Raw genomic sequence first — 21929 nt, forward strand, 5'->3', positions numbered from 1 at the left:
TTTATTAAAGATTAAATTCTAATCTGTATTTTTCCAGTGCGTCTTTTAAAATTTCTACACTTCGTCTAAGATCTGCTTCTTTTAAAACATAAGCGATTCTCACTTGTTTTTTGCCTAATTCCGGGTTGCTGTAAAATCCTCCGGCTGGCGCTACCATGATTGTTTCATTATAGAAAGAATATTTTTCTAAAAGCCATTGTGCGAATTTTTCGGTATCATCTACAGGAAGCTCGGCAACGCAATAAAATGCTCCTTTTGGTTTCGGGCAGATCACTCCTGGAATAGCATTTAGTAAGTCAACCAAAACATTTCTTCTGTGCGTGTATTCTTCTCTTACCGCTCTGATATATGCGCCGTCATTGTGATGAGCGGCTGTTGCTGCAATTTGTCCCAACAAAACAGGACTTAGTCTTGCTTGCGCAAAAAGCATAGCAGCATCATGGATTTTTTTCGAGCGGGTAATCAGGCTTCCTATTCTTACCCCACACATTGAATATCTTTTAGATTCAGAATCAATGATGATGCAGTTTTCGCTCAGTTCAGGAAAGGCCAACATAGAAACCTGCTGTTTTCCGTCGTATACATATTCTCTGTACACTTCATCAGAAATAACAACAATGTCGTATTTCAAGGCAAGATCTGCCAACTGTTTCAACTCTTCTTTTGTATAAAGATATCCGGTTGGATTTCCGGGATTACAGATAACAATTGCACGTGTTTTTGCAGTGATTTTCTTCTCAAATTCTTCAATAGGAGGAAGCGCAAATCCGGTCTCGATGGTAGAAGGTACCGCGACAACATTCACATTGAAAGTGCTTGTAAAGCCATTGTAGTTTGCATAATAAGGCTCAGGAATTATCACTTCGTCTCCATCATCACACAGGGTGGAAATTGCGAAATTTAAAGCTTCAGAACCTCCGTTGGTCACAATAAAATTATCTGGTGTAAGATCTGTGAAATCCAAAGAGTGGTAATAATCTGTAAGCGCTTTTCTATACTCGATATTACCTTCTGAAAGAGCATATTCCAATACTTTCAAATCAATATTTTTTAAAGCATTAAGAGCTGTTTCAGGAGTTTCAATATCGGGTTGTCCGATATTTAAATGGTAGACTTTCATTCCTCTCTGTTTTGCTTTTAGTGCAAAAGGAACCAGTTTTCTTACCGGCGAAGGCGGCATCTGTTGTGCTCTGTTTGAGATGTTGGGCATTGTTCTAAATTTGTATGGCAAAAATAAGATTAAATTCTCAATATTTGAAATACTGTTGCGGGGAATAAGGTTTTACATCTATTTTTTGTATTTAATTTAATATTTTAACATTTATTTTGAGTTTATTTTCGTTTAAATTTATCAATCATGTATTTCTGTTAATAATTTGAATTTCGTTATATTTATTTAAATTCATTGATATTATTTAAATGTTATAAAATATATAACTTTAATTATTTTATATTGTTTTTTTATTAAATTAGCCAATATTAAATTATCAATATGAAAATAAACTATCTTTTTGGATTAGTCAGTTTATCGCTGATTCTTTCCAACACGGGCGCTAATGCTCAGAATTTTCAAACAATGCCGGTTCAATCTGGTTATAACGCGGATGTCATTGCCAACGGCGTAGGCTCATCAATGGTTTCTACAACAACAGATGTGGATGGAGTTTCTTTTGCTTTTGTGGCAACAGATTTTCAGTTGACTTCTACCAGTACTCCTATTACGTATGGTATTCCGGTAAATGGAACCATTAATTCTGTAGCTGGAAGTACACCGGGATTGAGCTTTCAACTGGGAAACTTAACTGGTATGAATTCATTGAAACTTCCTGTTACCGGAAACAGCGGAACATTGGTATTTACAACACCAAAAGCTGCTTTTAAATTATATTTACTTTCCACCAGCGGTAGCGGTACATCTTCAGTAAGTGCAACGGTGACTTTTACAGATAATTCGACGCAGGTATTTTCTACTATTGCTCTTTCTGACTGGTATGACGGAGCAAATTATGCAATTTGGGGGATCGGAAGAATCAACAGAACCAATAATGTTTTGGAACCCAATAGCACGAATCCAAGAATGTATCAGTCGGTTTTAAACATTGATGCCGCAAATCATACAAAACCAATTCAAAGTATTACCATCGCAAAAACTACAGGAAGCGGAATTCCTAATATTTTTGCAGTTTCAGCGGACGCTTTTACAGATTGTTCAGCTCCGGCTTTGCAACCGGTAGGAACGCTTTCTTCAAACTCTGCGCAGGTTTCTTGGACTATTCCGGCAACAACAACCGCAACAAGCTATGATTTATATTATAGTACAACAAATACGCCTCCTACAAGTTCTACCTCGCCCAATATGACAGGGATTACCGGGACTTCTACTACAATTGGAAGTTTAGCAGCATCTACAACTTATTATTATTGGGTACGAACAAATTGCAGCACGGCCACAAGCCAGAGCGGATGGTCTCTTCCGGGTACATTTACTACTTTATGCGGTGCAATAGTACCTTCATACACTAATACTTTTAGTCAATTCCCTGGTAATTGCTGGAACGCTAATCTTTCGGGTGGAACTCCTGCAACAGGACCGACTGGAACTTCTTCATATTGGGGGGAAGATGGTTTTTTAAATGTGACAGGTACAGGTTCTGCAAGCATTAACCTTTATAGTACAAATAGAACAGGATGGCTGAAAACTGTTCCGTTTGATCTTTCGGCCGGAGGATACAGAGTGAAATTTGATTATGGTGTAACGACTTACTCTGGTACTGCAACTTCTACAATGGGATCCGATGATATACTTCAATTTCTTATTTCTAATGATGGTGGCAGCACATGGACGGTATTGCAGACATGGGATGTAAACAATACACCTTCCAATACCTCAAATATTTTTAATTATGAATTAACTAATTATTCCGGTTCCAACACTGTATTTGCATTCTATGGAAGTGACGGAACAGTAAATGATGCTCCGGATTATAACTTTTATGTAGATAACTTTACCTTAGAATTATCACAATTGAGTACATCCGAAACGAATGTAAACAAAAAAACAGTCAGTATTCATCCAAACCCGTTCAAGGATGTATTGCACATTTCAGATGTAAGAGATCTGAAAACGGTAATCGTGACGGATGTATCAGGAAGAATGGTGAAAACAATTGATAATCCTACAAAAGAAATCAATCTGAATACATTAAATTCCGGTTTGTATTTTATCAATATTCAATTTAAAGACGGTTCGACCGGTACAGTAAAAGCTATCAAAAAATAAGTTTTTTTTAATATTAATTTAGCAGCTATACGAAAGTATGGCTGCTTTTTTTATATGATATTATTTTTGTTATTTTGAAGTATCTAAAAATTGTTAAAAAATGCAAATCCCTGCAGTCTCCATAGAAGATTATATTTCAAAAATCCCTGAAGAAAGACAAGAAGTTTTCAAAAAATTGTTTGACACGATCAATGACAATTTACCGGACGGTTTCAAAAAAGGAAACAGCTACGGAATGGTGGGTTGGGATGTTCCTTTGGAGACTTATCCTTTGGGTTATCACTGTACGCCGGGTTCGCCGCTTCCATTTATGGGATTGGCTTCACAGAAGAATTTCATTGCTTTGTATCACATGGAAATGTACGCAAAACCCGAACTTTTGGATTGGTTTGTAGCCGAGTTTCCGAAGCATTCAAAAAGAAAACTGGATATGGGCAAATCGTGTGTCCGTTTCAAAAAAATAGATGATATTCCTTTTGAACTGATTACTGAGCTGAGTAAAAAAATGACCGTTGAAGACTGGATTTAAACGTATGAAGCCAATTTTAAAAAATAATTTTCTGATCAAGATTTCAGCAACTGTATTTTTATTAATATTCTTATTAAGTTGCAAAAATTCAATTGTTCCAGGTTTAAAAAATGGCGATCTTCTTTTTGTGACCGCAAAAGAATCCGGACTTTCCGGAGCGATAAATAATGTGACTCAAAAACAGAAAAATGCATCATTTGATCATATCGGAATTTTACAGAAAGATAAAAAAGGTGTTTTTGTACTTCATGCCGCTCCAAAAGGTGGCTCTCAAAAGCAAAAATTAAACTATTTTTTGAAAGATCAGGCAAATGACGGACAAAAAGTTGTCGTTTACCGTTTAAAACCTCAATACCAAAATGCAATTCCTGCAGCAATTGAAAAAGCGAATTCCATGCTGGGAAAAAAGTATAATTTTAATTATATTTTAGATGAAAACTCTTATTACTGTTCGGATTATATAGAAAGATCTTTTCGGAAAGATCAGATTTTTAAACTGGAGCCCATGACTTTTATTGATCCTAAAACCGGAAAAACCAACGAGTTTTGGGAAGAATTTTATCAAAAGAAAAACCTTAAAGTGCCGGAAGGTGAATTGGGCTGCAATCCCAATGGCTTAGCTGCTTCGGAAAAGTTGGAAAGGATAAAAGAAATGTAAAAATATAGAGAGAAGTTAATTGCTTCTCTTTTTTTATGTTAAAATTAAAAATTAATAGTCTACTAATTTGGTAGACTAATAATTTTTAATACTTTTGTCTTGAATTTAATTATAAATAATTGACAATGCAATTGAGAATTCAACTGATTAATCAAAAAATGCTTTAGTTATGATTACGACAAATTTGCAGCCTTTGCCCAAAAATGTAAGCCTTATCAAAAAAAACCTGATCATTGAAGTAGAACTGAATGGAAAAGTGAAGTTCGATCATCTTTTGAATGCTATTTATCAGCAGATGGGAATTTGTTACAAGGTATTGAGCGCAAATGTAGAGTATATGAACGGGGCAAATTTTGGTTCATTTCAGTTGCATATCAATGCAACTTCAGAAGAATTTCAGCAGCTGGAATATTTTCTGAACAAAAATAAACTCATGAATTCTACTGTAGAATATATCTGTAGAAAGTATTCGTGAGCTGTAAGTCCGTATAGTTTTTAAGGCGCTCAGTTATTGAGCGCTTTTTTTTATGCATTTATCCGTGAAAAACATTTATTTTTAATCTAAATTAAATACAAAATTATGGTTGCACTTATTATCCTTGGTGTTTTGGCGATTGCTGTTTTTTATGGAGTATCCATTTACAATCGGCTTGTAAAACTTAGAAACCTTGTTCAGGAAGCGTGGAGCAGTATTGATGTGATGCTTAAAAAACGTCACGATCTTATTCCAAATCTTGTGGAAACTGTAAAAGGCTATGCAACACATGAGCGCGAAACTTTAGACAGTGTTACCAGAGCAAGAACACAAGCGGTAGGCGCCAATACGGTAGAAGCCAAAGAAGCAGCCGAAAAAAATCTGAATCAGGCGATGATGAATCTATTTGCGGTGGCCGAGCAATATCCGGATTTAAAAGCCAATACCAATTTCCAACAATTGCAGGCTGAGTTGAGCTCAATCGAAAATGATATCGAAAAATCCAGAAGATATTACAATGGAACGGTAAGGGAAAACAATACGTTGGTAGAATCTTTTCCGAGTAATTTTGTTGCTAATATGTACAAGTTTGAAAAAGCTAAGTTCTTTGAGCTTGAAAACATCGCTGAAAGAGAAGCTCCAACGGTAAAATTTTAAATAATGAAGAAGGTTTTATTGCTGTTTTACCTTCTACTTTTTGTAGCAGGCTTCGCTCAGAAAGAGGAAACGCGGGATATCGATCAAATGTCGATTGTAGAAAATGTTGAAAAAATTATTTCTTTTCATTCAGATATTGATGTTGATAAAAATTCAGGGCTTACGGTTACCGAAAAAATTAAAGTTCAGAGCTTGGGTGATGAAATTAAAAGAGGAATTTTCCGCATATTTCCATTATCAAGAAATTTGAATAATAAAACTCAGAAAATAAAATATGATATTATTTCTGTCAAGAAAAATGGAGTTGATGAAGATTTTAAAAAAGAAATAGAAGACGGTTTTTTAAAAATCTATATTGGAAGCAAAGACGTCATTCTTCAACCTGATGTTTACGATTATGAAATAAAATATAAAACTGAAGACCAAATCGGATTTTTTGATAATTATGATGAATTGTATTGGAATGTCAATGGTAATGCTTGGGGTTTTCCGATAGATTCGGTTTCAGCAACAATTAAGCTTCCCAACGGAGCCGGAATTATTCAAAATAGCTGTTACAAAGGTGCTTACGGAAACAATTCGCAAGATTGTTCGGCAAAAGTTTTATCAGATCATAATATAGAGTGGGGCACTTCGAATTTGGATCCAGGTGAAGGACTCACGATTGCAGTTGGTTTCAAAAAAGGAATCATGATCCCGCCACCGCCGCCGACTTTCATTGAGAAATATGGAATTCTGAGCGCCGGAATTATCATTTTTTTAGGCTTGTTGTTTTATTATTATTCAACATGGCGAAAATACGGTGTTGATCCCGAAAAGCCTGTTGTTTACCCGCAATTTAACGTTCCGGAAAATCTTTCGCCGGCTTCTTTAGGTTATTTGCACAACGAAAATTTTAAAAATAAATATTTAACTGCTGCATTAGTCAATCTTGCTGTGAAAGGCTATGTTCAGATCATTGAAGATGAAGATAACGGAATTTTAGGTCTTTTTAAAAGTAAAACATTTATTGTGAAAAAGCTTAAAAACGCCGATCAGAGTTTGCCGAAAGAAGAAATCAACCTGATGAATTCTCTTTTCTCGGGAGTTGAAGACAGCGTAAAGTTTGACGGAAAATATGATCCTAAAATTGAAAACGCAGTCTTGAATTTTAAAGAAACACTCAAATTTCAATATGATGCATTTTTAAATGAAGGGAATAATATCAGAAAAATATATTTACCAAGCATTATCATCAGCATTGTTTATTTGTTTGGCTTAATTATAAGTTATCAGCTTTTCCCGGAATTTGAAAAAGTTATTATAGGGATTTTTCTGTATGGTGTTTTGTTTGTGGCTTTTATATTGTCAATTATTTTATTTAAATATTTTCCTTTTTTATTTAAATTCTTTCTTATCATACCTGTGATTTTCTTCTTGTTTGTGGCAAGGTTTTTATGGAGTCAAAATGAATTTACGATTGATAATAATTTTAATATCTGCTATATTTTTATTGTTTTAGGTTTTACTTCTTTGGTTATTTACCAGTTTTTAATTAAAAGGCCATCTGAAGAGAAACTCAGAAAGAAATCATTGATTGAAGGTTTTAAAATGTACATGGGAACAGCGGAAAACGAGCAGCTAAAATTTCATAATCCTCCGAAGGTCACGTCCGAAATTTTTGAAAAATTATTACCGTTTGCGATGGTTTTGGGCGTTGATGAAATCTGGGGAAAAAAGTTTGATGATATGCTTGCCAAAATGTCGACAGAATATCATAATAATTGGTATGTAGGCTCTTCTATGAATTATTTTGCTTTATCAAGCGCCTTAAATTCCAGTCTCACCAATTCTATACAGTCTTCGGCTACACAGCCAGCGAGTTCCGGAAGTAGTTCAGGATCTGGATCTGGTGGCGGTGGTTTTTCCGGAGGCGGAGGAGGCGGAGGCGGAGGAGGCGGTTGGTAGCCAAATAATATTCATTCACAAATAAAAAGCGTTCAGAATTAATTTTTCTGAACGCTTTTTGTATTTAAATGTTTAGTAAAGTCTGGCTGATATTAATTTTGCCTAAACCTAAATTCTCTCAATATCCGCACCAATGGCTTTTAGTCTTCCGTCGATGTTTTCATAACCTCTGTCGATTTGCTCGATATTGTGAATAATAGATTTTCCTTCGGCAGAAAGTGCAGCAATAAGTAAAGCATTTCCGGCTCTGATATCTGGAGAAATCATCGTTGTTCCACGTAGCGGAGCTTCCTGATTTAAACCAATTACAGTCGCTCGGTGCGGATCGCAAAGAATAATTTGCGCTCCCATGTCAATTAATTTATCAACAAAAAACAATCTCGATTCAAACATTTTCTGATGTACCAATAAGCTTCCTTTTGCCTGAGTTGCGACCACCAAAATGATCGAAAGCAAATCTGGTGTGAATCCCGGCCAAGGGGCATCTGAAACGGTAAGAATAGATCCGTCGATAAATTTCTGAATTTTATAATTTTCCTGAGAAGGAATGTAAATATCATCGCCGCTTTGTTCAAGCTGAATCCCCAATTTTCTGAATGTATTTGGAATGACACCAAGCTGGTTCCAATTGACATTTTTTATGGTGATTTCAGATTTTGTCATGGCTGCAAGGCCAATCCACGATCCGATTTCGACCATGTCGGGAAGCATTGCGTGTTCAGTTCCGCGAAGATATTCTACACCTTCAATTGTTAATAAATTTGAACCGATTCCTGAAATATTGGCGCCCATTCTGTTGAGCATTTTGCAAAGCTGCTGAAGATAAGGTTCGCATGCTGCGTTGTAGATTCTTGTTTTTCCTTTTGCTAAAGTTGCCGCCATTACGATATTGGCGGTTCCTGTCACGGAAGCTTCTTCAAGAAGGATAAATTTTCCGTTGAGTTCTTTGGCTTTTAAAGAATAAAAGTATTCATTTTCATCATAATTGAATTCTGCTCCAAGCTCAACCAGGCCCTGAAAATGTGTGTCTAATCTTCTTCTTCCGATTTTGTCGCCACCCGGCGTCGGCATGTAAGCTTCTCCGTATCTTGCCAGCATCGGTCCCATCAACATAATTGAGCCTCTTAGCTTTGCCCCGTCTTTCTTAAATTCATTAGATTTAATATAATCAAAATTGACATTATCTGCTTTGAAAGTGAAGTCTCCGTGTCCGTTTTTAGTCACTTTTACTCCAAAATCTCCCAAAATCTCTATCAATCTGTTGACATCATGAATGTCGGGGATATTTGTAATTCTTACCTCTTCATCCGTTAATAAAACTGCGCATAAAATTTGTAAGGCTTCATTTTTTGCCCCTTGTGGAGTGATTTCGCCTTGCAGTCTTTTTCCTCCTCTTATTTGAAATGTCCCGCTCATTATCTTCTATTCTTGTTGTTATTGTTGAATCTTCTTTTATTGGTATTTGATTGATTTCTGTTATTTGTGTTTTTATTAAGATTGTTACGATTGGCAGTTGCGTAATAGATCTTACTTTTTTCAAGAGCTTCTATACTTGTAAGATCAAGCCTGTTTGCCGATAATTCCTTTAAATGACGGAAAATTACATCATCAGTTACATGTTCTTTGTTGTAAACGTTGTAAGATTTCTTCATATTGTTGGCAATCACTTCTATCAGAGCTTCTTTTTCATCTCCGGGTTCAAGTTCAATTGCTTTTTCGATTAATTGAAGAATGCTTTTTCCATAAAATTTAAAATCACCCTGAAGCTTTGGATACTCCATTTTTTTAGGTTTTTCCTCAAGCTGCTCCTTTGTAGGAAAAGGATAAACAGGATCTACATCCAGATCATGATTGGCTAAAATATATAAATGATCCCAAAGTTTATGTTTGTAATTTTCTTCATCGCGAAGCTGCGGGTTTCTCTGACCCATAAAATCGATGATCGCCATTGCCATTTCGTTCCTTTCTTCTTTTGTAGGAAGCTCTTTGCAACGCTCAACCAATTGTTGTATGATTCTGCCGTATTCCGGCATATTAAGCTGAGTTTTTTGGGTATTGTATTCCATAGTCTGCAAATATATGGATTAATAAAAAAAATGTTTGGAAAAACTTAAAAGTTTATGCTTTTTTAATAATAATATAATGTGGTAACAACTTCTGAACCAAGTTTAACATTAAAATTAAATTAATTTTAAACGGTGCGAATTTTATTTTGTAAAAATTGTAATTTAGTTGTCAGTTGATCACTAAAAAATATTTTATATGAAAAAAACACATTTTATTGTTTCTTTTTTAGCCTTAGGGTTTATAAATTCCTGCCGGAGCAATGACGAAATTGTAGATAAATCTCCTGAACAATTGGAAGTTCATAGCAAAACAGGCAATGTGACAAATCACGACGGAAAACCTTTTAGTACAGGAAACGGAAGCGAATCTATGAACGGAAAATTTGTATCGGGGCCAGGAGGAAGTGTGCTAATGCAGGGGTTTTATTGGGATGTTCCTGAAGGTGGCATTTGGTGGAATACCGTTAAAGAAAAAATAACAGATTGGTCTAATGCCGGAATTGGTGCAATTTGGCTGCCTCCTGCATCAAAGGCTCAAAATGGAGCTTATTCGATGGGATACGATCCGACAGATTATTATGATTTTGGAAATTTTAATCAAAACGGAACCACTGAAACACGTTTCGGTTCCCGAACAGAGTTGGAAGCATTAATTACAAAAGCTCATGCCGAAAATATGCAGGTTTATGCAGACATTGTTATTAATCATAACAGTGGAGGGCAATCGCAAGCCAACCCTTTTACCGGGACTAATACATGGACAGACTTTTCGGGCATTGCTTCAGGAAAATTCCAAAGAAGCTATAATGATTTCTACAAAAACGCATACGGAAATAATGATGAAGGTGTTTTCGGAGGTTTTCCGGATTTGTGTCATGCCAATCCGTATGTTCAGGACTGGCTTTGGGGAAGGGACGATTCTGTCGGAAAGTATTATAAGAATGTAATGAAATTTGACGGTTGGAGATTTGATTATGTGAAAGGTTTCGGGCCTTGGGTTGTCAATACATGGAACTCAAATGTAGGTGGGTTTTCGGTTGGCGAATTGTGGGATTCAAACGTAAATACTTTAGAATGGTGGGCAAATAGCGCAAACAGCTCGGTATTCGATTTTGCAGCATATTATAAAATGGATGAGGCATTCGACAACGGAAACCTAAATGCATTAAACGACGATATGATGTGGAAAAGAAATCCTTATAAAGCTGTGACTTTTGTTGCAAATCATGATACAGATGTCATCAATAATAAGAATTTGGCTTATGCTTATATTTTAACTCACGAAGGCTATCCTACTATTTTTTACAGAGATTATGAAGAATGGCTAAACAAAGAAAGATTGAATAATCTGATCTGGATTCACAACAATAAAGCAACAGGAACAACCTCAATTCTCTATACCGACAATGATGAATACATTGCCAGACGAAACGGCTATAACGGAAATCCGGGATTGGTCGTTTATCTCAATAATTCTTCGACTTGGCAGGAAAGGTGGGTTGAAACAAATTGGAGCAGCCAACAAATAAAAGATTTTACAGGCCATTCAACATGGTATCCTACAACTCAAGGTGACAAATGGGTGAAAATTCAATGTCCGCCAAATTCTTATTCGGTCTGGTCGTTGAATCAATAATTAAAAAAGACTGCTTTAATTAAAGCAGTCTTTTTATTTTAAAAGTCTATAAATTTGTTAGAAAATCTTTAAACCTCAATAAACTTTTTCCTTTGATGAGGTGTCGGTAGATAACATTTTTGATTGGCAAGTTCCATTCTGTTTTTAGAAATTATATCGTAAACTTTATCACTTAAAAAAGCGGGGATAATCTTTCCAATAGCCGAAAGTTTAAAAATTCCGCCGAGTAAACTTGCGATTTTCAGGACTGCGCGGGATTTCATCAGATAATATTTGTTGGGTTTCCAGAGATACATGGTGTTAAAAACTTTTGTTTCCAGACCTCTTTCGGATAAAAATTTTTGTCCAAAATCAGATTGTAAAGACGCAAACATAAATTGGTCATTTTTATCTCTTTCTAAAATCCATTGAACCCAAAAATTACAAACTCCACATTCCCCGTCAAAAAATACAATATGTTTATCCTGCCAGTTTTCCATGATCTTGATTTTTAAAATACCATTGCCTGCTCAGTCTGTTCTTTTACTTTCTTAAAATATTTAATAAGTTGCTGCCTTTGTTCATTGGTCAGTTTTGCATCCTGATGCCCTACAAAATATGATTCTAAAGGCATCTCTTCTTTTTCGATCATTTCAATACATTCCTGCAATTTGTGTGCCTGTCTTTTTGGCTCATACATCACAAAGGTTGAAAAGTTGAGATGACTTCTTCCTTCATCAATGTGATCTTTCAGAATCCATGCGAAAGGCGAAATGCTGGAATACCACGGATATTCTGTTTCGTTCGAATGACAGTCATAACAGGAAGTTCTTATTAATTTCGCAATTTCAGGCGGTGTATCTTTTACTTTCAGAAAGTCCATTCCGGGAGTTGGTGGCGGATTTGTCTTATCAATAGGAAAAAACTGAATAATAATAAATGCTACTAAAAGCACAACCAATATTTTTTTCATAGATGCGTTCTTTTATGATTAATTCTCTATAAAAATAAGACAGTTTTTTGAGAACAGGAGATATTTTGTTTAGAAAAATAAAAAAGTTGACAATATTTTACAATAAAATGGCGGTTCAAAATCGTTTTATGTTACTAAATAATAAAGCATTATCTTTGCAAAAAAATTGAGCTCCAAAAGTTGGAGTAACTCATTGATAATCTTGTCCTACGCTTTGTCGAAGGATTATTAAACATTTTTTTATGTCAAATATTGTTGCAATCGTTGGGCGTCCCAACGTAGGAAAATCCACACTTTTTAATCGTTTGCTTGAAAGAAGAGAAGCTATCGTAGATTCTACTTCAGGAGTTACCAGAGATCGTCATTACGGAAAATCTGACTGGAGTGGTGTAGACTTTACTGTAATCGATACAGGTGGTTATGAAGTAAATAGCGAAGACGTTTTCCAAGAAGAAATTTCAAAACAAGTTCAGCTGGCCATTGATGAAGCGACGTCAATTATTTTTATGATGAACGTAGAAGAGGGTCTTACTGATACCGACTACGAGATTCATGAAATGTTGAGAAGAGCAAACAAGCCGGTTTATCATGTGATTAATAAAGTTGACTCTTCGAAAGAAGAATTGGCAGCTACAGAATTTTACCAGTTAGGAATTGAAAAATATTACACTTTATCTTCAGCTACAGGTTCCGGAACAGGAGAAATTCTCGATGCTGTGATTAATGATTTCCCGACAACTGATTACAAAGATCCATTCGAAGGTCTTCCCAAAATCACTATTGCAGGTCGTCCGAACGTAGGGAAATCTACTTTAACAAATGCTTTGCTTGATGCTGAAAGAAACATTGTGACGGATGTTGCCGGAACTACAAGAGACAGTATTCAGACGCTTTATAATAAATTTGGTCACGAGTTTGTGTTGGTTGATACAGCAGGAATGCGTCGTAAAGCCAAAGTAAATGAAGATTTAGAATTTTATTCTGTAATGAGATCCATTCGTTCAATCGAATTTTCTGATGTTGTGATCATCATGGTTGATGCAACTTTAGGATGGGAATCTCAGGATATGAATATTTTCGGTCTGGCTCAGAAAAACAGAAAAGGGATTGTAATCGTTGTTAATAAATGGGATTTGATTGAAGACAAAACAACAAATACCGTAAGAGATTTCGAACAATCTATCAGAGATAAAATCGGACAGTTCAGCGATATTCCAATTCTTTTTGTTTCCGCTTTAACGAAGCAGAGAATCCTGAAAGCTGTAGAAATGGCAATGGTTGTTTACGAAGACCGTAAGAAGAAAATCAAAACTTCAAAATTAAATGAAGTAATGCTTCCTATCTTCGAACGTACACCACCGCCAGCAAACAAAGGAAAATATATTAAAATCAAATATTGTGTACAGTTGCCGACACCGTCTCCGCAATTTGTATTCTTCTGTAATTTGCCGCAGTATGTGAAAGAAGCATACAAACGATTTACAGAAAATCAGTTGAGAAAAGAATTCGGTTTCACTGGAGTTCCGATTGAAGTGTATTTCAGACAAAAATAATAGTATTCAATTACGATTTAAAATCATAAAAAAATAGTCCCTTTCAGTAATTTTCTGAGAGGGGTTTTATTTTATATTTCATAATTTTGTTGTAAGAATAATCAAAATTATGACGGTAGAACTTTCTAAAACTTTTTCTTTAGTTAATTCGTGGATTAACGAGCTTCGAAACGTAGAAATTCAGCCTGACCGAATGAGATTCCGCAGAAATATGGAGCGCATCGGAGAAATTGCCGCTTTTGAAATATCTAAAGATTTAGAAATAAAAGAAATTGAAATTCAGACTCCTTTAGATACAATAAAAGTTCAGGAAATTGCTGTTCAGCCCGTTATTACAACTATTTTAAGAGCCGGAGTTCCATTATTTGAAGGAATTTTGAATTATTTTGACAAGGCAGATTGTGGTTTTGTTGCTGCTTACAGAAAGCATGATGCTAACGATTATTTTTCGATAAAGCAAGATTATTTGACGTGTCCGAGCATTGAAGGTCGACCTTTAATTGTTGCCGATCCGATGCTGGCAACGGGAGCTTCGCTGATTGAAGCCTTAAAAGATCTTTTGACACACGGAAATCCTTCACAGTTACATATCGTGGCTGCAATTGCTTCAAAACAAGGTGTCGAAACCATTGAAAATGCTTATCCGCAAGCAAAAATTTGGGTCGGAGCTATTGACGAAAACTTAACGACGAAAGGTTATATAACTCCAGGTTTAGGTGATGCGGGAGATTTGAGTTATGGTGAGAAATTACAGCGGTAATTTTAAAGACAGATGAAGATAAGTTTGATATTTAAAATCGTTAAAGAATTTCTGTATGGAATTGTGCAAATTTGTTTAGGAAGTGGCGAAACTAATTTTGGCGTTGCTGTATTTCTTTTATTTGGAGGAATTGTTTTACTCATAATTCCTGCTGAAGAAAAACCAACAGTATTTTATTTTTTTGGAATTTTATTAATATTTTTTTCGATCAGAATATTTTATTTAAGTGTAAAAGAAATAGTAAATAAGAATAAAGATTAATTTACATTGAATCTGCACTTTCGCATTAAAACTCTTCAACTCTAAAACCCCCAGCCCAATCACTCATCCATCGCCATGACCAAAATACTTACTTTATTATTTTCTGATTTTAAAATTTCCCAGACAATTGTAGATAAAGTATTTCCTGTTGTAAAAACATCGTCAATCAGCAAAATATGTTTTCCTGAAATTTCTTTGGTTAACGAAAATGTATTTTCTGTTTCCAAGCGGTGTTTCTTATCTTTTAAAGCTTGTGCTTTAGAATAATGGTTTCTTTTAATCAAATCATGATTAAACGGAATTTCATAAAATTCGGATAAAGTTTTGGTGAAAAGGTGAAGCTGATTATAGCCCCTTTCTTTCTGCTTTTTAGGATGCAAAGGAACGCTTATCAAAAGATCCGGTTTGTTATTTTTAAAATCTAATCTTTCCGAAACCCAACCGGCAAGAATTTTTCCTGTTTTTTCTCTGCTTCTGTATTTCAGTTCATGAATGATTTTTCGGCTGAGATTTTTTTTTCCAAACTGCATTAAAGAAAAGGCATCTTCAACAGGAAAAAGCAGCTTGCATTTCTCTTTAAGTTTATTTTCGTCCGAATAATTAAAATGTGTAAAATGAATTTGCTCAAAACAAAGATTACAAACTATTAAATTGCAATCGATAATCCTGTTGCAGCTGATGCAGCGGTTTGGAAAAAATATATCTAAAATCATCATTGTTGTTTGAAAGTGAATTTAACGAAAATTATTTTAATATAAGCCGAGCCGAGATATGGATCATATTTTTGTTCAAATTATCTATCTTTGCACCATGATACGTATTACAAAAATTTTCACATTCGAGACGGCTCATGTGCTGTACAATTACGATGGAAAATGTAAAAATATGCACGGGCATTCCTACAAACTGTTTGTAACAGTAAAGGGAAAACCTGTAAATGATCTGGAAAATCCTAAAAACGGAATGGTGGTAGATTTTGGTGATATTAAAAGTATCGTAAAATCTGAAATCGTAGACGTTTGGGATCATGCAGTTTTGATCAACGGCCTTTCACCTCACAAAGAATTGGGCGAAGATCTTGAAAACAGAGGACATAAAGTGATTTATTGCACTTTTCAGCCAACTTGTGAAAATATGCTTTATGCCATTGCTGCGAAAATAAAGTCAAAGCTTCCTGCAGATGTTTCTTTGGCTTATCTTAAGCTTCACGAAACCGAAAACTCCTATGGAGAATGGTTTGCAGAAGATAATTAGTTTATTTAATACTATTTAATTGTGCTAAAAACAACCATCAATTTACAGCCCGGGAAAAAAGTATATTTTGCTTCGGATCAGCATTTTGGTGCTCCGAATCCGAAAGAAAGCAAATTGCGGGAAGAAAAATTTATCCGTTGGATGAATGAGATAAAAGAAGATGCTCAGGTTTTGTTTTTGATGGGAGATTTATTTGATTTTTGGCACGAATGGAAGCATGTGATTCCCAAAGGATATGTACGTGTTCTCGGGAAAATTGCAGAGTTGAAAGACCACGGGATTCAGGTGTATTTCTTTGTAGGAAATCATGATCTTTGGATGAAAGATTATCTTGAAGAAGAGATTGGATGTACTGTTTTTTACAAAAAACAATATTTTGAAATTTCCGGCAAACAGTTTTTACTGGCTCACGGCGATGGTTTGGGGCCTGGCGATAAAGGGTATAAAAGGATGAAGAAACTTTTTACAAATCCGATCGCACAATGGGCTTTCAGGTGGCTTCATCCAGATATTGCCATGAAAATTGCACTTTATCTTTCTCAAAAAAATAAAATGATTTCGGGTGATGAAGACAAAGCATTTTTAGGGGAAGACAAAGAATTTTTGATTATTTATTCTAAAAAGAAACTTGAGACAGAAAATATAGATTATTTTATTTACGGTCACCGCCATCTTCCGATGATCTTGAATCTGAACGAAAAAGCAAAGTATATCAATCTTGGCGACTGGATTTCTTATTTCACTTACGGAGTTTTCTCCAACGATTTTGAACTGAAAACTTTTGAAAAGAAATAAAAAAATTACCTCAAAAAAGAGGTAATTCCCAACAATGGTTTGCTGCCATTATTTCTAATCCTATTCCGCAGGTTTGATTGCAATAACTTGACCAAATTTGTTACTTTTATATTAATGTTTCTTAATGAAAACGTAATTGTCTCAAAATGAAATAATAATGTTTTAAAATTAATCTTACAATTGAAAAATATATTTGACATACAGACAGAAACAGAGTTTTCGGATGTCGCGCTTACAACTTTTCGTTATCAATACAAAAATATTGAAGTGTACAGAAAGTTTGTAGATTTTTTGAATATCAATGTTGAAAAAATTAATTCTATAGAAAAAGTTCCGTTCCTTCCGATCGAAATGTTTAAAAAGCATAAAATTTTAGATAAAAATATTTCAACAGATTTGTTTTTTCAAAGTTCAGGAACTACACAAATGAATTTGTCAAAGCATTTCATCGCCAACGAAAATCTTTATCAGGAAAGCATTTATAGAAGTTTTGAGCAGTTTATAGGCAAGCCTGAAGAATTTATTTTTTTAGGATTGCTTCCGAGCTATTTGGAAAAGCAAAATTCATCATTAATATATATGGTTGATTATTTGATGAAAAAATCCGGCAAACCTGAAAACGGATATTTTCTCTACAATCATCAGGAATTGTATGATCTTTTACAACAATTGAATGATAAAAAAGTGATTCTTTTCGGGGTTTCGTTTGCACTTTTAGATTTTCTTGATTACTGTGAATTAAATTCTAAATCTTTTAAATTTTCAAACTCTATCACGGTGATAGAAACCGGCGGAATGAAAGGGCGTAAAGAGGAAATGACAAAAGATGAATTGTTGAAAATTTTACAAAATGGCTTTAAAACAGAAAAAATTTATTCTGAATATTCTATGACAGAATTGCTTTCGCAGGCATATTCTTTAGGAAATAATATTTATGAATGTCCAAAATGGATGCGTGTTTTGATCAGAAATGCAGAAGATCCATTCAATTATGAAAAAGCTGGAAAAACCGGCGCAATCAATATCATAGATTTAGCAAATATTCATTCTTGTTCGTTTATCGCTACGCAGGATTTAGGTAAACTATTGCCGGAAAATAAAGATAATTTTCAGGTCTTGGGAAGAATAGATCATTCAGATATTCGGGGTTGCAGTTTGCTGGTTTCTTAAAAAAAAATTAATAAATATTCATATTTAAAATTTAACAAGGTGTTAAAAATAGAAGAGCTAATTCATGCATTTATTCATTCGCATTGTGATTTTGAAAAAGAAATCATTCTGACCAACCATTTTCATTCGGATTGGGAAGCGGATGTTCTGATTATTAATTCTGAAGGTTTTAGCCATGAAATTGAAATTAAGCTGTCAAAAAGTGATTTTAAAAATGATTTTAAAAAATCGTATATCAATACTAAAACCGGTGAAAAATTTCTAAAGCACGATAAAATATGTTGCGGAGATTATGTTTGCAATTCATTCAGCTTTTTGCTTCCGATGGGTTTGATCGAGCATTCGGCGATTCCTGAACATTGCGGAATTATTGAATTTTATCATAATGTTGATAACTGGAATACGGAATTCTATATCATCAGAAAACCCAAAAATGTGCATGAAGATTCTTACTGGAAACTGAATGATAAAGATCTTTTTATCCGCAAAATGGCTCTGAACCTGCTACAAAGAAAAATGGAAATCAAAGGAAAACATGAAGAGCTTATTTTCAAAAATCCTTTTGATATAAAGAAATTTAATGTTTAAAATAAAAACATTATGAATATTTAAATAGAAAAATCCGGAAAGCAGACTTCCCGGATTTTTTTTCTATAATTAAATTGTTCAAACCACTTTCAATGCCGCTTCCAAAGCCAGTTCGATCATCGGTTTTAAAGCTTTTTCTCTTTCATCAGCCGAAATATTTTCTTTTGTCGGAATAATGTCTGAAACGGTAAGAATTGTTGCCGCGTTTTTACCTAAATGTTTTGCATTGGCAAACAGCCCGAAAGCTTCCATTTCGACAGCCGGACAATTGTATTTTGTTGCAATTGCAGGGATTTTTGGATCTTTTCTGTAGAAAATATCGCTGCTGTGAATATTGGTGGCTTTTGTAGTTAAAGACATTTCTTTTGCTGTTTCATTGATAATGTCAAAAATATTTCCCTGATGAGAAATAATTTCATCTTTAATTTCCCAAGCAAATTTTGCATACGTGCTTTCACTTGCTGCATTTTCAACATTTAAAATATCAAAAACTTTCAGATCCGTCGAATATGCGCCACACGTACCGATTCTGATAATCGTCTCTACTTCATATTCTGTAAACAATTCAAAAGAATAAATTCCGATACTCGGAAAGCCCATTCCGCTTGCTCCGACAGAGATTTCTTTACCTTTATAAGTTCCTGTATAATAGAAGATACCTCTTGTCTGACTTACTAATTTTGCATTTTCAAGAAAATTCTCAGCGATATATTTTGCACGCAGCGGATCTCCGGGTTGTAATACTACTTTAGCAATTTCTCCTTTTTTTGCACTGATATGAACACTCATAATATTGTTTTGTAAAAGAGCAAAGATAATGACTTTTGGATATATATAAAATCGGAGATATCACCGTTTCCGGAAACAGCAATATTGTTTCTCAACTGAAAGAGATTTTCGCGAAATAAAAAATCCAGCTCAATTTTGAGCCGGATTTTTATCAATTATTGAATATCCTCTTCACAGATTTTTTTCCACTTGGCGATCGTCGTTCTGCTTATTTTATATTTTTTCGAAATATAATTACTCGAAAAACCATGCTTTTTCTGATACATCAAAATTTTCAGCATCGTTTCTTTGTCGTACGTTCTCAGTTTTTGGTTGTTTTCTAAGCTTTCTTTAGACTGCTTAAAAAATTTTTCGTTAAATTTAATCACTTCATCAGAAGTATTAAGGTTTTGCAAAAGCTTTTTTACTTTTAAGTCTTTAAGCTTTTCGGGATTCTCTTTAAGGAGCAGATCATGATAGATCCTGGTGTAATTTGGTTTCATTTTCATATTATATTTTTGTTGTTTTTATTGGTTTTTCTGTAGCCATCGATGAAGGGTGCTCTTCGGGATCGAATAGGTTTTGATTACTTCAGACTGCGTCATTTCTCCGGATTCAATTTTCGTTATGATAAAATTTTTAATCTCCTGAGTGTAAATGTTTTTTCTGAATTGTGGTGTTTTATTAGTTTTCTGATTGGTTTTATTCACTGCTGACGGCGGCGCATACAAAATAAGATGTGAAGAGTACAGTCTGAAAAAATCATATTCCAGGAGTTTAGACCATCTCAAAAGAAGATCAGTATCTATCGATTTGCTTTCGTATACTTTTTGTACAGATTCTTCGTCTGTATTCAGAAAATTGCAGATCCTTTCCATCGGAACTTCTTTTTGATCCACAAGCTCTTTTATCGATTGACCTATATTTATGACTTTATATAACATTTATAAATAATGATTTATTTTTAAATATTTCTTAATATCAATCATTGATTGATAAGCATTTGTGTTTTTTTTTGAAAAAATGAATGTAACTGTTATTTTACATACTCGAAATAAGATAAATAATATTGAATTTTATTTAAATAGCTTAAATTCAATACTTTACATGTAAGGATTTGCTAGTTAATTAGCTTTTTTTAATTTATCTTAATGCTGATAAAGATGAGGGCTTCTTTAATAGCTGAAAAAAAAGTTTTTTAAAATGTTAAATTTAATTTTTGGGTTAAATTATATTGCTGTCAAATATTTGTTTCAATTTAGTCTCTGCAGCAGTCTTCAAATTATTTTTTTCCTGCTCAAATGTAGATAAAAATTGGCAATAAAATGCAATTTTTTTATTTAAAAAATAATAATAATAATTAATTTATGTTGAAAGTAGATGGTAATTTTGAGGTTTATTGGCTATAATTAGTAATAAAAATAAAGGCTTTCTTAAAGATTTTCAATAGTATACATTTATTTTAATACGCTAAAATATGTGGTAAAAAAATCACTAAAATACTATCTGATTCTGAACTCTTTTTTTCAAAATAAAAAATGTAAATGCATCTAAATATTAGAATATGTTAATGGTTTATTTTTAATCATTCATATTGTTGTTTTGATGTTAAATATTTAAAATGGTTACTTAAAGTGTTGCTCGTTTGATTTTCATATTATTTATCATATTTATAAATCTCGATTTTGAAAAAAATAATTCTGTTTTAAAGTAAAAACCATTCTAAAATTGTCTTTATATAAAAACATTTTATATTATCTAAATCTTAAAAATTATTAAAAAAAAAATTCATTGCAAGAAAAATTTTATCTTTGGATAATTCAATCAATTATGAAGAGGAATATTATAAAAATATGATCAAACTTTTCAATAAAAGCTAAATACAAACTTTAACTTATACTGTTTTGAAAGTAGATATCGACATCCAAAACCACGCTCATTTTTCTTTTGATCTGTGGCTCACCTTAATAAAATCTCATCCGGAATTTAAAGCAAAAAGAGTGGAGCTGTTCGCTTCGTTTTTTAATATTGACAAGCCTTTGGATGAAATTACAAAAACCGTAAAATATTACGATGACCTTTGTAATACAATTAATGAAGTGATTGGCGGAAATGTTGATACTTTTGAGATTTATCTGCTGATTTTAGGAGCTTTGGATATTGATTTGAAGCAAATAAACAAAGAGACTCTTCATGATTTTTATGTGAAAAGTGAAGAATTGTTTTTAGAATATAAGCCGGTTATCATTTTTGAAAATATTCATCAGTTTTTTGATGAAATTAAAAGTCAGGGCAAAACCATTAATATTTTAAGCAATACAGGATTTATCAAAGGTACGACGATGAGAAAGTTTCTGATCAATGAAAATCTTGATCAATATATAGATTTCCATATTTATTCGGACGAAATTAAATGCTCAAAACCAAACCCGCTTGTATTTCAGGAAGTGAAAAACAAGATCGTAAAACAAGATCTTCTGATGAATCAGATTCTGCACATTGGAGACAATCCTGTTGCAGATTACAAAGGCGCAATAGATTTTGGTTTCAACGCTCATTTACTTAAACACTAAAAATATA

24 protein-coding genes are annotated in these 21929 nt (G+C 33.8%); 15 read left to right on the top strand and 9 right to left on the bottom strand.

Going from position 1 to position 21929, the window contains the following annotated elements; all coding sequences use genetic code 11:
- Positions 1-4: 4 nt before the first annotated feature.
- Positions 5-1210, bottom strand: a complete 1206-nt coding sequence (locus tag AC6CHK_RS12640; protein WP_498096666.1) for a pyridoxal phosphate-dependent aminotransferase — start codon at positions 1208-1210, stop codon at positions 5-7.
- A gap of 282 nt (positions 1211-1492) precedes the next feature.
- On the opposite strand from AC6CHK_RS12640, the gene AC6CHK_RS12645 reads away from it, so the two are divergent.
- The 6 genes from AC6CHK_RS12645 (at position 1493) to AC6CHK_RS12670 (ending at position 7546) form a co-directional block, all read left to right on the top strand.
- On the top strand, positions 1493-3280 hold the full coding sequence (locus tag AC6CHK_RS12645) for a T9SS type A sorting domain-containing protein (RefSeq protein WP_498096668.1): 1788 nt from the start codon (positions 1493-1495) through the stop codon (positions 3278-3280).
- Between the two features lie 100 nt (positions 3281-3380).
- Complete coding sequence (locus AC6CHK_RS12650) at positions 3381-3809, top strand: DUF1801 domain-containing protein (RefSeq protein ID WP_498096670.1); 429 nt, start codon at positions 3381-3383, stop codon at positions 3807-3809.
- A gap of 4 nt (positions 3810-3813) precedes the next feature.
- Positions 3814-4467: a YiiX/YebB-like N1pC/P60 family cysteine hydrolase gene (locus AC6CHK_RS12655; protein WP_498096672.1), complete on the top strand. Its 654-nt coding sequence runs from the start codon at positions 3814-3816 to the stop codon at positions 4465-4467.
- Positions 4468-4636: 169 nt separating this feature from the next.
- Positions 4637-4942, top strand: coding sequence for an NIL domain-containing protein (locus AC6CHK_RS12660; protein WP_498096674.1), 306 nt, complete (start codon positions 4637-4639; stop codon positions 4940-4942).
- A gap of 105 nt (positions 4943-5047) precedes the next feature.
- Positions 5048-5599, top strand: a complete 552-nt coding sequence (locus tag AC6CHK_RS12665) for a LemA family protein (RefSeq protein ID WP_498096675.1) — start codon at positions 5048-5050, stop codon at positions 5597-5599.
- A 3-nt stretch (positions 5600-5602) separates the two neighbouring features.
- Positions 5603-7546 (top strand): DUF2207 domain-containing protein, encoded by a 1944-nt coding sequence (locus AC6CHK_RS12670; RefSeq protein WP_498096677.1) that lies wholly within the window; start codon positions 5603-5605, stop codon positions 7544-7546.
- A 108-nt stretch (positions 7547-7654) separates the two neighbouring features.
- Here the strand turns inward: AC6CHK_RS12670 and murA are convergent, their stop codons facing one another.
- Positions 7655-8962: a UDP-N-acetylglucosamine 1-carboxyvinyltransferase gene (gene murA, locus AC6CHK_RS12675; protein WP_498096679.1), complete on the bottom strand. Its 1308-nt coding sequence runs from the start codon at positions 8960-8962 to the stop codon at positions 7655-7657.
- Entirely contained in the window at positions 8962-9612 is a 651-nt protein-coding gene (locus tag AC6CHK_RS12680; protein ID WP_498096681.1) for a DUF4290 domain-containing protein, read from the bottom strand. Before AC6CHK_RS12680 ends, murA begins: the two co-directional genes overlap by 1 nt.
- 196 nt (positions 9613-9808) lie before the next feature.
- On the opposite strand from AC6CHK_RS12680, the gene AC6CHK_RS12685 reads away from it, so the two are divergent.
- Positions 9809-11248 carry an alpha-amylase gene (locus AC6CHK_RS12685; RefSeq protein ID WP_498096683.1) on the top strand — a complete coding sequence of 480 codons (1440 nt, stop codon included), beginning with the start codon at positions 9809-9811 and terminating at the stop codon, positions 11246-11248.
- A gap of 68 nt (positions 11249-11316) precedes the next feature.
- On the opposite strand, the gene AC6CHK_RS12690 is transcribed toward AC6CHK_RS12685, so the two are convergent.
- Together AC6CHK_RS12690 and AC6CHK_RS12695 are read right to left on the bottom strand one after the other, a co-directional pair.
- Complete coding sequence (locus AC6CHK_RS12690) at positions 11317-11727, bottom strand: thiol-disulfide oxidoreductase DCC family protein (RefSeq protein WP_498096685.1); 411 nt, start codon at positions 11725-11727, stop codon at positions 11317-11319.
- 11 nt (positions 11728-11738) lie between these two features.
- Complete coding sequence (locus AC6CHK_RS12695) at positions 11739-12200, bottom strand: heme-binding domain-containing protein (protein ID WP_498096687.1); 462 nt, start codon at positions 12198-12200, stop codon at positions 11739-11741.
- Between the two features lie 242 nt (positions 12201-12442).
- On the opposite strand from AC6CHK_RS12695, the gene der reads away from it, so the two are divergent.
- The 3 genes from der to AC6CHK_RS12710 all read left to right on the top strand — a co-directional run bounded on the left by der (position 12443) and on the right by AC6CHK_RS12710 (position 14774).
- Positions 12443-13753, top strand: a complete 1311-nt coding sequence (gene der / locus AC6CHK_RS12700; protein ID WP_498096689.1) for a ribosome biogenesis GTPase Der — start codon at positions 12443-12445, stop codon at positions 13751-13753.
- Positions 13754-13862: 109 nt separating this feature from the next.
- Positions 13863-14513, top strand: coding sequence for a uracil phosphoribosyltransferase (gene upp / locus AC6CHK_RS12705; protein WP_498096691.1), 651 nt, complete (start codon positions 13863-13865; stop codon positions 14511-14513).
- Positions 14514-14537: 24 nt separating this feature from the next.
- Positions 14538-14774, top strand: a complete 237-nt coding sequence (locus AC6CHK_RS12710; RefSeq protein ID WP_498096693.1) for a hypothetical protein — start codon at positions 14538-14540, stop codon at positions 14772-14774.
- 59 nt (positions 14775-14833) lie between these two features.
- Here AC6CHK_RS12710 and AC6CHK_RS12715 read toward each other — a convergent pair whose 3' ends face one another.
- Entirely contained in the window at positions 14834-15487 is a 654-nt protein-coding gene (locus AC6CHK_RS12715) for a ComF family protein (protein WP_498096909.1), read from the bottom strand.
- 97 nt (positions 15488-15584) lie between these two features.
- On the opposite strand from AC6CHK_RS12715, the gene AC6CHK_RS12720 reads away from it, so the two are divergent.
- The 4 genes from AC6CHK_RS12720 to AC6CHK_RS12735 all read left to right on the top strand — a co-directional run bounded on the left by AC6CHK_RS12720 (position 15585) and on the right by AC6CHK_RS12735 (position 18581).
- Entirely contained in the window at positions 15585-16028 is a 444-nt protein-coding gene (locus AC6CHK_RS12720; protein WP_498096695.1) for a 6-pyruvoyl trahydropterin synthase family protein, read from the top strand.
- Positions 16029-16049: 21 nt separating this feature from the next.
- The gene (locus tag AC6CHK_RS12725; protein WP_498096697.1) at positions 16050-16823 is read left to right on the top strand and encodes a UDP-2,3-diacylglucosamine diphosphatase; all 774 of its coding nucleotides are present in this window, start codon (positions 16050-16052) and stop codon (positions 16821-16823) included.
- 180 nt (positions 16824-17003) lie between these two features.
- Entirely contained in the window at positions 17004-17993 is a 990-nt protein-coding gene (locus AC6CHK_RS12730) for a LuxE/PaaK family acyltransferase (RefSeq protein WP_498096699.1), read from the top strand.
- 39 nt (positions 17994-18032) lie between these two features.
- Entirely contained in the window at positions 18033-18581 is a 549-nt protein-coding gene (locus AC6CHK_RS12735) for a hypothetical protein (protein ID WP_498096701.1), read from the top strand.
- 78 nt (positions 18582-18659) lie between these two features.
- Here the strand turns inward: AC6CHK_RS12735 and deoD are convergent, their stop codons facing one another.
- From deoD to AC6CHK_RS12750, 3 genes are all read right to left on the bottom strand, one after another.
- Positions 18660-19370 (bottom strand): purine-nucleoside phosphorylase, encoded by a 711-nt coding sequence (deoD, locus tag AC6CHK_RS12740; RefSeq protein WP_498096703.1) that lies wholly within the window; start codon positions 19368-19370, stop codon positions 18660-18662.
- Positions 19371-19525: 155 nt separating this feature from the next.
- Entirely contained in the window at positions 19526-19852 is a 327-nt protein-coding gene (locus tag AC6CHK_RS12745) for a helix-turn-helix domain-containing protein (protein ID WP_498096705.1), read from the bottom strand.
- A 24-nt stretch (positions 19853-19876) separates the two neighbouring features.
- The gene (locus tag AC6CHK_RS12750; protein WP_498096707.1) at positions 19877-20293 is read right to left on the bottom strand and encodes a transposase; all 417 of its coding nucleotides are present in this window, start codon (positions 20291-20293) and stop codon (positions 19877-19879) included.
- A gap of 960 nt (positions 20294-21253) precedes the next feature.
- On the opposite strand from AC6CHK_RS12750, the gene AC6CHK_RS12755 reads away from it, so the two are divergent.
- Positions 21254-21922, top strand: a complete 669-nt coding sequence (locus AC6CHK_RS12755; protein WP_498096709.1) for an HAD family hydrolase — start codon at positions 21254-21256, stop codon at positions 21920-21922.
- Positions 21923-21929: the final 7 nt, after the last annotated feature.

This window comes from Chryseobacterium sp. GQ58 (assembly GCF_059758895.1).

Bases quoted from the DNA above. Each gene is read 5' to 3' on its own strand.
- AC6CHK_RS12690 (WP_498096685.1), bottom strand. From the start codon at position 11,727: ATGGAAAACTGGCAGGATAAACATATTGTATTTTTTGACGGGGAATGT.
- AC6CHK_RS12745 (WP_498096705.1), bottom strand. From the start codon at position 19,852: ATGAAACCAAATTACACCAGGATCTATCATGATCTGCTCCTTAAAGAG.
- AC6CHK_RS12665 (WP_498096675.1), top strand. From the start codon at position 5,048: ATGGTTGCACTTATTATCCTTGGTGTTTTGGCGATTGCTGTTTTTTAT.
- AC6CHK_RS12640 (WP_498096666.1), bottom strand. From the start codon at position 1,210: ATGCCCAACATCTCAAACAGAGCACAACAGATGCCGCCTTCGCCGGTA.
- AC6CHK_RS12670 (WP_498096677.1), top strand. From the start codon at position 5,603: ATGAAGAAGGTTTTATTGCTGTTTTACCTTCTACTTTTTGTAGCAGGC.
- AC6CHK_RS12695 (WP_498096687.1), bottom strand. From the start codon at position 12,200: ATGAAAAAAATATTGGTTGTGCTTTTAGTAGCATTTATTATTATTCAG.
- der (WP_498096689.1), top strand. From the start codon at position 12,443: ATGTCAAATATTGTTGCAATCGTTGGGCGTCCCAACGTAGGAAAATCC.
- deoD (WP_498096703.1), bottom strand. From the start codon at position 19,370: ATGAGTGTTCATATCAGTGCAAAAAAAGGAGAAATTGCTAAAGTAGTA.
- murA (WP_498096679.1), bottom strand. From the start codon at position 8,962: ATGAGCGGGACATTTCAAATAAGAGGAGGAAAAAGACTGCAAGGCGAA.
- AC6CHK_RS12655 (WP_498096672.1), top strand. From the start codon at position 3,814: ATGAAGCCAATTTTAAAAAATAATTTTCTGATCAAGATTTCAGCAACT.
- AC6CHK_RS12720 (WP_498096695.1), top strand. From the start codon at position 15,585: ATGATACGTATTACAAAAATTTTCACATTCGAGACGGCTCATGTGCTG.
- AC6CHK_RS12645 (WP_498096668.1), top strand. From the start codon at position 1,493: ATGAAAATAAACTATCTTTTTGGATTAGTCAGTTTATCGCTGATTCTT.
- AC6CHK_RS12685 (WP_498096683.1), top strand. From the start codon at position 9,809: ATGAAAAAAACACATTTTATTGTTTCTTTTTTAGCCTTAGGGTTTATA.
- AC6CHK_RS12680 (WP_498096681.1), bottom strand. From the start codon at position 9,612: ATGGAATACAATACCCAAAAAACTCAGCTTAATATGCCGGAATACGGC.
- AC6CHK_RS12750 (WP_498096707.1), bottom strand. From the start codon at position 20,293: ATGTTATATAAAGTCATAAATATAGGTCAATCGATAAAAGAGCTTGTG.
- AC6CHK_RS12715 (WP_498096909.1), bottom strand. From the start codon at position 15,487: ATGATTTTAGATATATTTTTTCCAAACCGCTGCATCAGCTGCAACAGG.
- upp (WP_498096691.1), top strand. From the start codon at position 13,863: ATGACGGTAGAACTTTCTAAAACTTTTTCTTTAGTTAATTCGTGGATT.
- AC6CHK_RS12650 (WP_498096670.1), top strand. From the start codon at position 3,381: ATGCAAATCCCTGCAGTCTCCATAGAAGATTATATTTCAAAAATCCCT.
- AC6CHK_RS12660 (WP_498096674.1), top strand. From the start codon at position 4,637: ATGATTACGACAAATTTGCAGCCTTTGCCCAAAAATGTAAGCCTTATC.